Source organism: Aliiglaciecola lipolytica, from assembly GCF_018860635.1.
GTDB classification, from domain to species: domain Bacteria; phylum Pseudomonadota; class Gammaproteobacteria; order Enterobacterales; family Alteromonadaceae; genus Aliiglaciecola; species Aliiglaciecola lipolytica_A.
Genome location: NZ_JAHKPT010000032.1, coordinates 87,666 through 100,703 on the forward strand (window position 1 = coordinate 87,666; position 13,038 = coordinate 100,703).

The 13,038-nt window shown below is 42.5% G+C and carries 8 protein-coding genes; 3 read left to right on the forward strand and 5 right to left on the reverse strand.

The features are described from left to right. Positions 1 to 16: 16 nt before the first annotated feature. The 3 genes from KO530_RS17440 to KO530_RS17450 form a co-directional block, all read right to left on the reverse strand. On the reverse strand, positions 17 to 1,063 hold the full coding sequence (locus KO530_RS17440) for a trypsin-like peptidase domain-containing protein (RefSeq protein ID WP_303501252.1): 1,047 nt from the start codon (positions 1,061 to 1,063) through the stop codon (positions 17 to 19). A gap of 136 nt (positions 1,064 to 1,199) precedes the next feature. Further along, positions 1,200 to 2,564 (reverse strand): DegQ family serine endoprotease, encoded by a 1,365-nt coding sequence (locus KO530_RS17445; RefSeq protein WP_216049736.1) that lies wholly within the window; start codon positions 2,562 to 2,564, stop codon positions 1,200 to 1,202. Between the two features lie 316 nt (positions 2,565 to 2,880). Beyond that, positions 2,881 to 3,315: a ZapG family protein gene (locus KO530_RS17450; RefSeq protein WP_216049737.1), complete on the reverse strand. Its 435-nt coding sequence runs from the start codon at positions 3,313 to 3,315 to the stop codon at positions 2,881 to 2,883. 110 nt (positions 3,316 to 3,425) lie between these two features. Here KO530_RS17450 and zapE point away from each other — a divergent pair, with 110 nt between their 5' ends. Further along, complete coding sequence (zapE, locus tag KO530_RS17455) at positions 3,426 to 4,532, forward strand: cell division protein ZapE (protein WP_216049738.1); 1,107 nt, start codon at positions 3,426 to 3,428, stop codon at positions 4,530 to 4,532. 66 nt (positions 4,533 to 4,598) lie between these two features. Continuing rightward, complete coding sequence (locus tag KO530_RS17460) at positions 4,599 to 5,324, forward strand: YebC/PmpR family DNA-binding transcriptional regulator (protein ID WP_216049739.1); 726 nt, start codon at positions 4,599 to 4,601, stop codon at positions 5,322 to 5,324. A gap of 371 nt (positions 5,325 to 5,695) precedes the next feature. Here the strand turns inward: KO530_RS17460 and KO530_RS17465 are convergent, their stop codons facing one another. Continuing rightward, positions 5,696 to 9,478, reverse strand: a complete 3,783-nt coding sequence (locus tag KO530_RS17465; protein ID WP_216049740.1) for a VCBS domain-containing protein — start codon at positions 9,476 to 9,478, stop codon at positions 5,696 to 5,698. Between the two features lie 95 nt (positions 9,479 to 9,573). Beyond that, positions 9,574 to 12,609 carry a TonB-dependent receptor gene (locus KO530_RS17470; protein WP_216049741.1) on the reverse strand — a complete coding sequence of 1,012 codons (3,036 nt, stop codon included), beginning with the start codon at positions 12,607 to 12,609 and terminating at the stop codon, positions 9,574 to 9,576. A 280-nt stretch (positions 12,610 to 12,889) separates the two neighbouring features. Between KO530_RS17470 and KO530_RS17475 the strand changes: the two genes are divergently transcribed. Then, a partial coding sequence (locus tag KO530_RS17475) for a Type I secretion system protein TolC (protein ID WP_216049456.1) occupies positions 12,890 to 13,038 on the forward strand: 149 nt, incomplete at its 3' end.

Here is a 13,038-nt window from a genome sequence, read left to right on the forward strand (position 1 = left end):
AATAACTGAATTTCTGTTAAGTGCTAGCTTCGCCAACCGTCACTTTAATATTGATAACTTTACCATTGCGAGATATCGACAAATCTAATTGCTCACCAGGGCGGCTTTTCGCAATCATGTCGAAAGTTTGATCCAATGTTTCTAACTCAACTTGATTCATCGATAAAATGATATCGTATTGTTGTAAACCTGCCAATTCAGCAGGGCCTCCAGGGGCAACGTTGGTAACAACTATGCCGGCTAGATTAGGATCGATACCACCAGTAAAACCAAGTTGTCCATGAGTTGCCTTACCATTTTCGATGATTTCATCCATGACTCGACGAGCCAATGTGTAAGGTACCGCGAAAAAGATGCCGTTCACATCAATCACTCTGCGTTGACTATCCAAAGTTTTGAAGTTGGCGTTATTAATACCAATTAAAACGCCGTTGCTATCGACCAAAGCGCCGCCAGAGTTACCTTCATGCATTACCGCATCGGTTTGAATAAACTCTCTGAAATTTTGGGTAATGGTGTGGCCCGAACGACTAATGATGCCTTGGGTAATGGTCTGGCCAATATTCAATGGGTTACCTATGGCTAAAACCACATCACCGACGCGAATTTGCGGATCTTCAATTTGCGGAATAACTTGTAAATTATCGGCTGTAATTTTTAACACTGCTAGGTCGGTAAGTTCATCATATCCCGCAAGTTCAGCAGTAACACGGCGTCCGTCTGGAAGTCCTACAATAGTGCTTTCAGCATTTTGGATAACATGCCAGCAGGTGAGGATGTAGCCGCTTTGGGTCATTATCACACCTGAGCCTAGACTAGTGCGATTTACTTGCCGACGTCGAACAATATCAATACTACTGCTGTATATATTAACCACTGCGGGGGCTGAGCGACTTATTGCGTCGTAATAACTTTGTTTTTCAGGCTCTGCTTCGCTGCGATTAAACACATCAAAGCTCAAGCCACTGCCACGTCTTAGTTCTGGCACTAATGCTAATATAAGCGCTGAGATAATTAATCCCAAAGCGACGGATTTTGTTAAAAACTGGAGCCAGACTGGTATTTTCACGTGGTAGATCAAGTTAAACGACTGATTATTAAGAGTAACACTGAATAATCATTGATGGTAGGTATCTAAGGTGGATAAAAGCATAACAGCCGCAGATTTGTTGGCTGTTATGCTTAAAACGGTTAATAAACTATCGAATTACTAAATACAACGAGGTCTTACCACGTTGAACATTTAATGCTATTACACCCTGTGCTTCGTCCATTTGTCTGCGTAAGTCAGCTACTGTAGTTACTCTGGCTCTATTAACACCGACTATCACATCGCCATCTTGCAAACCAATACTGGCTGCAGGTGAGCGGTTTTGTATTTCGGAGATAACCACACCATCGTTACCGCGCACGGTTTTACCATTAGTTAAGGTTGCTCCTTCCAAAGCCGGGTGGATTTCTCGGGCAGCAACCACTGCGCCAGTAGCATCACCAAGAGTGACGTCAATGTTACGAGATTTGCCTTTACGCATAATCGTTAATTCAACTTCAGAACCAGCACCCATAGTGCCTATTTTGGCGCGTAATTCCTGGAAGCTGCTAACCGCCAAACCGTTGATATGAGTGATAATATCGCCTGATTCTATGCCACCTTTTTCGGCTGCTGAATCTGGGCTAACTTCACTCACGAAGGCACCTTTATTGACGTCAAGGTTCATCGCATCTGCCAATCCAGCATCTACATCTTGACCAATAACACCCAGTAAGCCACGACGAACCTCACCAAACTCAATAATTTGATCTACTAGGCTTTTCATCATGTTGCTCGGAATCGCAAAACCGATACCTACGTTGCCACCGTTTGGTCCGAAAATAGCGGTATTGATACCAATTAACTCACCACGAAGGTTAACTAATGCACCACCAGAATTACCTCGGTTAATGGCCGCATCAGTTTGAATGAAGTCCTCGTAACCACCAATATTTAAACCAGAACGCCCTAATGCACTGACGATACCTGAGGTCACTGTTTGATTTAGACCAAAAGGGTTACCAATGGCTACAACAAAATCGCCAACTCGCAATTTATCAGAGTTTGCCAATGGAACGGCTTGTAAATCTTCAGCTTCAATTTGAAGCAAGGCGATATCACTTTGCTCATCAGCACCGAGTTTTTTGGCCTTTAACTCTCTACCATCTGTTAGTTTGACAGTAATTTCGTTGGCGTTGTCGACTACATGATTATTAGTCACTACGTAGCCTTTTTTGGCATCAATGATGACCCCAGAGCCTAATCCTTTAAAAGGTCGTTCTTGAACTTGTTCATCTGAACCACCAAAAAAATGACGAAACATTTCAGGCACACGTTGCCTTGAAACTTGCGTGCCTTCTACTGCGATACTGACGATAGCTGGAGTGGTTTCCTCTAGCATCGGAGCCAAGGTCGGCACTTCATTTTTGTCGGAAGAAAAAAATGGTAACGCGGCGTTGGCCGACATAGCGATGGACGCTGCTCCAACAACAATAGCGGTGGTAAGTATGAAACGATTAACAACTTTTTTCATCGTAGATTTGTCTCCAAAGTATTCTACTAAAAATCAAATTAATGTAGTTAACCTAAACTCGGGATAAGAAGCGTTTATCAATCACACATTGTGCTTAACAATCTGCGCTATTGCTTAATAACTCGAAAAGTGGATATGCGCTCGATGATGAATTTGATGTATAAAGCGAAGTCAGTTTTCTTAGTTAATAGTGAACTATTACTGGAAGACACAACGACGCTAGACACAAAATACCATTATCGAGTTACCCTGCTTATCCCTAGTTCAGGTTCTTGAATCAAATGACCGTACAATGGTGCGCAAAGTTCAGATTTAATTACTTCTCGTCGACGACTTGCTTATTTTTTGCGTCAGTAAACAGTCCAGTCCTTTCACCTGAAAAGTCTTTGGGTTGAAATTCAGTATTTTCAGATTTGCGTTTATGCTTAGATTGTTGATGACCGATATATACCGATGCCTGTTCACCAAAGTAAGTTAACTTTTCACCATCATCTGCCTGTGTTCTCTCAATCGCACTTTCAAATGCATCAAGTTGTTCTGATAAACTCTCACACTGATTTTGTAAAGCCGTTACGATATCGCGAGTTTGACCAATGTGATCAGTGGCGTTTTGCGCCATCACTTCCCTAACTGTATTTTCGTTTTGTTTCGAATTTTGATCCGCTAATTTTCGATCAGCAAAGAATTTTGAGATAAAAAATCCTAAAATCATGCCTACAACCAATAGCAATAACCCTACTATCCAGTCCATAATGTCTCCAAATTGTATAAATGCTTTACTTAATCATACTCGCTTAGCAAACTATGCGGACAATTTTTTTTTGTTCAAGATGATTTAGTAACAATTTTTAATATTAGCGGATGTATATGAAAACGCCTTGGGAAAAATACCAACAGGACCTTAAAGAGCCTGAATTTCATTTCGATGCCGCTCAAGAGAACGCGGTAAAAGAATTACAACGACTATTTGATGAGCTAACACAGCCCCAAAAGAAACGCACTTGGAGAGTAAAGCTTGCCAGTAAATTTGGTAAAGGGATGCATAAGCCGAGTATCCAAGGGCTATATTTCTGGGGTGGTGTAGGGCGCGGCAAAACATACTTAGTGGACACGTTTTACGAGTGTTTACCGTTCAAAAATAAAATGCGTATTCACTTTCATCGATTTATGCATCGTGTACACGAAGAACTAAAATCCCTTGGTGGAGAAAGCGACCCGTTAAAGATTGTTGCGAATATTTTTGCAAAAGAAACCAAAGTCATCTGTTTTGATGAATTTTTTGTGTCAGATATCACTGATGCGATGATTTTAGGTACTTTGATGCAAGAACTCTTTGCTCGCGGAATTTGTTTAGTGGCCACTTCCAATATCATTCCTGATGAGCTTTATCGTAATGGCTTACAACGGGCTAGATTCTTACCTGCGATTGAATTGATAAACCAAAATTGTCGAATAGTGAATGTAGACTCCGGTGTGGATTATCGAATGCGCACCTTGGAACAGGCCGAGATATTTCACTATCCATTAGATAAAGCTGCTAATCAAAACTTAGATAAGTACTTCGCACAACTAGCACCTGAAATAGGGGGTATTAAACGGGATATTGAAATTGAAGGACGCAAAATCCCTTCGATTAAAGACGCGGATGGAATAGTGATGTTTGAATTTCGCGCCCTATGTGACGGTCCCCGTAGCCAAAATGATTACATGGAATTAAGTCAATGTTACCACACAGTGCTGTTGGCTAATGTTGAACAAATGGGCAAGGAAATTGATGACGTTGCGCGACGATTCATTGCAATGGTTGATGAATTTTACGAACGAAATGTTAAGTTAATTATTTCTGCAGCTGTTCCAATGGAGCAATTATACAGTCAGGGACAATTAAATTTTGAGTTTAAACGCTGTTTAAGTCGGCTTAAAGAAATGCAGTCTCATGACTATTTAGCGACACAACATTTGCCCTAGACCCTCGATTTTAGGTAGAATTCGTTTAAATAGAAATTAAATCGATACAAGAAGAGCTGAATTACAATGGGAAGAAAGTTCGAAGTTCGTAAAGTCGCTATGGCGAAAACAGCCGGAGCAAAAACTAAAGTTTATTCTAAATACGGTAAAGAAATTTATGTGGTAGCTAAAAACGGTGGGACCGATCCACAGGCCAATTTATCGCTACGTAGATTAATTGATAAAGCTAAAAAAGACCAAGTTCCTAGTCATGTAATTGATAAAGCAATTGATAAAGCCGCCGGTGGTGCAGGTGAAGATTACGTGCCTGCAAGATATGAAGGTTTTGGTCCTGGTGGCTGCATGGTGATAGTTGATTGTCTAACCGATAATCATAATCGCACGATCACCGATGTACGTAATTGTTTTACAAAAACAGGTTCAAAATTGGGAGTTGAAGGAACAGTCGGCCACATGTTTGATCATCAAGCTGTGTTTGCGTTTCCAGGCGACGATGAAGATGCCGTTTTAGAAGTGTTAATGGAAGCAGATGTGGATGTAACAGAAGTTGAGTGTGAAGATGGTATTATTACTGTTTACGCTCCCCATACTGAATTCAACAGTACTCGCACAGCATTGACCGAAGACAATCCTGAAATTCAATTCGAGGCTGAAGAAATTACCTTTATCCCACAAACAGAATCAACCGTCAGTGGTGAGGATGTTGCTGTGTTTGATAAATTTATGGATATGCTAGAAGACTGCGACGATGTTCAACATGTTTATCACAATGCGGTTGTTGAACGTGAATGATGTTCATAGTAAATAAGGTGTGTAAGGGAATTAGATAAGGCCATTACACTGAAATTTTACGATTAAAAGTGCCCTCGAAATATGAGGGCATTTTTGTTTGCAATCTAACATTTTTCTTCACTTATTCACTCCAATGTAGCCGTTAAATCGAATAAATTTTTAGTGTGCTAGACAACCCGCCAAGATGCTTTGACGCCCTAGGGCGAAATCCCCTAACAGCTATGAATAACTGACCATGAATAACCCCGTGCCATGGGTTGGTATCCGTAAGAAGGGAGATTGACTCGCTACACAAATAAAAAAGACCGACGGTTGGGCCGTCGGTCTCTTAAATGTTTAAAGTTTGGGTGGAGGTTATCCACCCTTATAACTTATCTTTCTCCCACTACCACTTCAAATGAGTTGCTATCATAGGGTGTATTGGCTTCAACGATTGCACCTGCGATTGGTGCAGTGTCAGCAGTATCTGCATTAGGATCCAATGAATTACCTACTGTATAGGTTTCAAAACTATCGCTAAACACTTCAACTTCCGAACCTGAGTCTGATGAATACACTTTGAAATCATCAACCATCAAACCAAAAGCGGTTACATCACTGGTGCCGCCGATTCTAAAGAAGATTGTTTCAACCCCGCCTTGCACGCTACCTAAATCAGCGCTGGGTGAAGAGAACTCACCTTCAAAGGCGACTTGACCGTCAATGGTTACGGTAACCAATGGGGCAACTGTATCGCTTGCAGCTGAAGCATCCCAAGAGATTTCGAAATCAATATCTTGACCTTCTTGGAAACCAGCAGTAGAACCGCCACCACTAGAAGAACCATCAGCGCGTAGGTCGTAATCATCACCACTAATATCTAACGAGATATATGCCATAGCATTACTGGTACTGGTACTAGAGCCAAATATCGCTATTTGTGCGTCTTCAGATGGGTCTTCAGCCTTAGCGCCGGCTTCTCTTTGTACCGTCGCGGTGAATCTGCCTTTTACAATGGCATCATCAGGCTTAAATCTTAACTCACCTGCATCTTCAGACGAGGAGTCAGTAATAATTGCAAACTGACTATTTTCCTCTGTACTACCCGTTTCCACCACAAAAGCTTCAAATGAGTTGCTATCGTATGGCGTACTGGCTTCAACGATTGCATCTGCGATTGGTGCAGTGTCAGCAGTATCTGCATTAGGATCTAACGAGTTACCAACTGTATAGCTTTCAAAATCGTCAGTAAATACTTCAACTTCTGAACCTGAGTCTGATGAGTAAACCGTAAAGTCATCAACAAGCAAACCAAAAGCGGTTACATCACTGGTGCCGCCGATTCTAAAGAAGATAGTTTCAACTCCGCCTTGCACGCTACCTAGATCTGCGCTGGGTGAAGAGAACTCACCTTCAAAGGCGACTTGACCGTCAATGGTAACAGTAACCAGTGGCGCAACAGTGTCACTTGCCGATGTTGCATCCCAAGAGATTTCGAAATCAATATCTTGACCTTCTTGGAAACCAGCAGTAGAACCGCCACCACTAGAAGAACCATCAGCGCGTAGGTCGTAATCATCACCACTAATATCTAGTGAGATATATGCCATTGCGTTACTAGTACTGGTACTAGAGCCAAATATCGCTATTTGTGCATCTTCAGATGGGTCTTCAGCCTTAGCGCCCGCTTCTCTTTGTATCGTTGCGGTCATTCTACCTTTCAAAATAGCTTCATCAGGCTTATAGCGCAGTTCGCCCGCATCTTCAGTTGAAGAGTCGGTGATTCTAACAGCCTTGTCTGAGCCGGTGTCGACCACTATGGTACCGTTTATAGTGATGACTAGTTCCGCGGTAGTGCCATCGACAGATTCAATGGTAATGGTATCGGTTTCACGTTGGCCTACTTCAAGGGCTGCGATTGTTGGATCGGCAGTATCAAGGGTATAAGTCCATGAACCATCTTCTAGTATTGTCAGCACGCCGTAAGTGCCTGTAATCGTGGATTCAATGATAAAGGCTTCACCTGCATCTGGATCGATCACGCTCACAGTACCTGTTAAGGGCACAGTGGTATCGCTTGCAACAGTAGCTGTCAAATCGAAGAAAGCTGCAGGAGTAGGCTCTGCAGAGCCATCGCCTACATCAAATACTACAACTTCAGAGTAGATAGCTAAACCGTAAAGGCTGCTGTCACCATTTAATGTATCGCCTTCATCATAATTTTCAAAATCATCTTCAAATACACTTACAGTGCCATCTGTGTCGGAATACACTTCAATGTTATCAACATAGAAAGAACCAAAAGGAATCGTTCTGCTGTTATCACCAAATCTGAATTGGATAACTTGCACACCATCTGCAAACCATTGGTCTAAATCTGTGAAATCTGAATCAACAACGGCCGCTGTTGAGAAAGAACCACCACCGATAACTTCACCGTCGATAGTGACTGTTAATTGTTCAGCAGCGTCCAAATCCCAAGCAATTTCAACATTATAAAACTGCTCTTCCACGAATGGGGCAGTAATCATGATGCCGGGGTAATCGTCACTATCGGTGTTACGCACTAAGAAGCGTGGGTCGATAGGATTGCCGTCAGCGTCAGTTTGGCTTCCTTGAATACGTAAATCAATGAGCGACTCACTAGAACTTCCAGATGAGCCATAAAGTGAGATATACGCATCTTTATTATTGCCATCGCTACCAAGTGCCGCTTCTTTAGAGAACGACGCGCTAAGCTTACCTTGACGTAAATTATTCACGGCAAATCTAATCTCACCTGTGTCATCACCGGTATCGGAAATTTTAACCACTTGAGTAAGCGCTGCAATACGAACGTCGATATCGGCAGTGGTACCATCAATGGTTGATATAGTGATGATATCGTTGACTGAGCTGCCTACTTCAAGGCTAGCCACTGTGTCATTTGTGGTATCAACTGTATAAGACCATTCACCATCTTCGGTAATACTGAAAGTTCCATAATCAAGTACGACGTCTGTTTGCGCAATGAAAGCGTCTTCTTCAAAATTGGGATCTGTGACTGTTGCCGACGCTGTATAAGTGTCAGTTTCAGTATTTTGTACAGTAGCACTCAATACACCACCGATGATTGCTACAACAGGATCGTTATTGTAACCAACTGCTGCACCGATTGCGTCTAGTAGACTTACGTCAACATCACTCGCAACTTCGGAGGTAGTTTGCAGGTTGGTTTGCGCCATTTCAAATGCATCTAAGGTAGCTTCGGAATAGGTACCGTCAGCGATGTCAGCAACAAGGTCAGCTAAAATCGCAGCCAAATCTTTATCGGCATCGTCAGCATCTAACTGTGACAAAAGGGCTAATACTGAACCATATCTGTCGGCATTATCTGCTCCATCTGCACCAAGGGCATCGACCCCCACTGTTGTAGGCGCAACTTCTGTTACATCAAAACGAATGCCAAAACGGGCATTAATCGCATCAATCACAGTAGCAAAACTATTTAAATCAGCGCCTGCTGATTGCACCGCCATTTCAGTCAAAGGAGAGACAACATAGGTAGGTGGTGGCTGTACCACGCCATTCTCATCAATTATATTTTCAACAACATCCACCACAGCTCTTAGCATTGGTGCATCTAAAATTTCACCTGTTGATTCGTCGGTATAAGTACCACCAGTACAGGAAACAAGACCGTAGCCTTCAAAATGAACGTCGCTAAAGGTTACTTCACCTGTATCTGCTGTCGTTGCGGTGGCTTGTGCAGGGGAGACTGCCGCACCATCATCATCTATTGCAAATATGTCGCAGCTTGCGCCACTTACAGGGCCCTTCACTACGTTAGCAGTGACATTTAAAGTCGGGTTTATCATCGGAGTGGATGCACCCACGCCTTCAGTGAAACCTGCGTTATCGGTATAATTAGCAGACACAGAGACAACCGTACCTTCGTCTGCTTCGGTAATAGTATAAGTATCGCCAGTTACGCCTGTAGACCAGGCATAAGTGATCTCGCCATCAATTCCATCTGCATCAGTCACCGTTGCTGATAGTGTGGCACCGGCAAAAAAATCACTACCGGAGATTGCGACACTTCCGCGAGTATTGCCATCCAACTCAGCCTTATCATCACCGGTACAACCAACCAAGGCTGTGGCGACAACAAGGGGTATAAGTTTTTTCTTAAACATGCTTTCTACTCCTGAAAATTATTCTTTTATATTGCATAGTTAGGTAACAAAATTGATTAATTGTTAGGTATGTCCTAACTATGCATTGTGCGTGATTAATATTTAAAGCTAATACCTGCGAATAAGCGCGGACCGTAGTCGTTCACTTCACCTGTGTTGCCTATCGTGAAGAAGTCCTGAGACTTAGGTTCACTGAACAAGTTAATTGCAGAAACTTTTACACGGAAATGTTTATTGATTTTGTATGACGCGCGGGCTTCCCAAACTCCAGCTTCATCAACGAAACGAAGTCTAGTACCGTTACTTGTGTACGGCTGAAAGTACTCGCTACGATACTTGTAGATTAGCGCGGTATCGAAGTCTCCGATTTGGTAATACACTTGACCACTGAATACATGCTCAGAGAATCCAGGTACGTTTCCTGGCTCAACGATACCTTCTGTAAGCTGAGTCGTTACTCCATCTAGATCTGTGACGAAGGTGTCTCCATATAGACCATCTTCAAACTCATAATCTGAGTCTGCGTAGTTATAGCCAATCTTCACACCAAAGCCGTTATCCCAACGGTAAGCTAACGACATCTCTATACCAAACAGGTCACTACTTTCATCTGTTGTGACAGAGTTAGTGATCGGTAATCCAACTTCTACACCGTCAATTACGAAGTTTTCTAATACGGTTTGTTGTTGGAAACCACCGTTAAATTGTTTGTAATAGAAACCAAACGCGAAAATTGAATCGTCGTTAGGATACCACTCTACCGCCACATCATAGTTCCATGACATTAGAGGTTTAGTGCTTGGGTTACCAGAGCCATCCACGCCCGTTAGCAATTCTTCTCGTGTTGCTGCTTCAGCTTCATCATCGGTTTCAATCGTGCGATCATAACTCAGATCTGCTGGGTCTACGCGAGACATACCACGATATACGCCGGCTCTGAATAGAATGTCTTCACTGTAATCAATCACTAAGTTGAAGCTAGGTAATACTTCGGTGTAATCACTTTCTGCCACAGTACGGGTAATATCTCCCGCTTCTGAAGAGCTCCATAAGTCTGTTAATGGGTCTTGTGTGAAGACGTAACCTTGTCTAAAACCAACGGAACTGACTTCTGTTTTGACTACACGCACACCGAAGTTACCACGAATGAATTTACCCATCATTTCAGTGTCGTAGTTAGCCATCATGTAGGCCGCAGTGGTTTTTTCAGTTACATCGATAGTGCCCTGATTTTCGTACTCTACATCAGGGTATCCAAATTCTACACCGCCAGCGGAGGTGAGTGCTTGTGAGAAACATACGTTGTCATATGTTGCCCATGAATTGCCCGTGCCACTGCTAATAACATTACCGTCACTATCTACATTAGTAACAATATCACCGTCAGAAACTCCCGATAAGAAGCCGGACTCTGGAAAGTTAATTTGGCAGCTTTCGAGGACGTCGATTGCGTTAGCTGCGGTTTCATCTAATTCAACCTCAGTTCTTGAACCGTTTCCATTGCTACCACCGTATTGGATAAAAGACAGTTCAGAAACACGCAAACCACCTTGTATGCTAGTGAAGGCACCATCATTTAATGCATAATCGAAATCAACACGGGCAGAGGTGATTTCATTTTCGCGCACGTTTTCACGGTCAAGACGAGTACGTAGACTGTCAGTAAAGTTTGAAATATCGGTCACGTCAAAATCGGAGAGAGTAAAGTTAGGAATTTGCTCACCCATGTCCCAAGAAAAAGACTGGTATGCAGCGGTTCTACCTCGGTTAGATATTTGTAATTCTTCACGTTTTGTTTGCGAGTAAGAAATATCGCCACGAATGGTTAATTGATCATTCACATAATGTTCAACGTTTAAACCGTAGCCACGATAGTTTTCTTCACGAGAGAATTGCTCACCAGCAGATTCAATACGATCTTCACCTTCCCAATGTAAAATACTACCTACACTGTTAGTAATTAGGTTTTCACCAGTTACTCCAGGGGTAACACGTTTTTGTAGGAAGATTAGATCGTGACGCGCTTCGGCTTGGTTACGATCTGAAATTTGCGCGTCAAAGTTGATGTCCCACGCTTCTGTTGGTTGAAATTGTACTGCAAAAAACAACGCATCTCTTTCATCTGAGGTTTCATTTTGACGGAAGCTACGGCTGGACCCAGTCCAAGCATAAGGCGTATCGGCATCGATTGCTCGGCCAGTTTCTGGATCAATTTCTGTGTTGTAACCTTGGTTACTGCTGCCGCTAACTTGGTCTTCACAATCACCAGCTGCGCCACGGAAAAACCCTTCATTCATGTTAGTTGGATCATTTAAACAAGCCCACAAAGAGGTACCTGAAGGACTGGAACTACGGTATTCAGCTTCTGGCTGACTGATATCTTGACGTTGCCAACCCACCGATATACCTACGGCTGCACCGTTATCAAAATCAAACTGGTCAACATAACTTATAGTCCCACGGTAGCCTAAGTCGCCTTGTAGAGAATTTTCGATGTCTGCTTCGTCAGGGTTGTAGTTAAGTTTAGCTTCTGCCTGAAAACTTTGTTTTCCGTAATCTAGCGGTTTCAGAGTTTCTAATGTAATGACACCAGCAACACCACCTTCAATCATAGAGGCGTCTTGGGTTTTATATATCGCTACTTTCTTCATTAATTCTGACGGGAACTGAGAGAAGTTAACTGAACGGTCACCACTACCGTTTGTCGCTTCACGACCATTAATATGGGTCGCACTTAAGAAGGGGCCTAATCCGCGAATCGTGATTTCAGTCGCTCCGCCGTTTTCACGGTGAGATGCAGCACCGGTAATTGATTCCAATGCCTCACCAATTGAAAGTGCAGGTAAGTCACCTATGTCTTCAGCAGATAAACCGTCAACAACAGTCGTTGCCTCACGTTTGATGGCGATTTGGTCTTGAATTGTTTTTCGAGTACCAACGACATTAATAACTTCGACGTCGTCTGCATTGTTTTCATTTTCAGTAGGTGCATTTTGTGCTGTTGCTGAAAACGCAAATGAGCCAGCTACAGAAGCAAAAACTGCAGCTTTTACCCATTTTGCAATAGGTGTAAGTGTAAAAAGCTCTTTTTGATAAATTAATTTTGTGTTGTGCCCTGATATCAACGACATATCGAGTTCTCCGATGGTTTTTGTGAGGTCATATGGTTGCGGATCGCTTGTTATAATGATGTTGCCTTATTGTTACAAAGCAATATACTCAATGAAAACCAATATATCAACCAATTGTTAACAATTATATTACCAAACGCGCAAGTGATTGTATTACCAATTCAATTACCAATTTATCGGAGATGTTATAAAGAATATAAAATGGACATCCATGATTATTTGGTAATTTTTTCTAGATGTTCTAGGCTTACAGTTACTCAACAACCATGGATGGTTAGTTATGCCTCAGTCACGAAAATCTCAAATTAGTCTTATTGATACGTCCTATTATCATTGCGTCTCCCGTTGTGTTCGTCGCTCGTTTTTGTGCGGTGAAGATGAATTTACGGGGCAAAGTTATGAACATAGACGAGGCTGGGTCGAGCAACG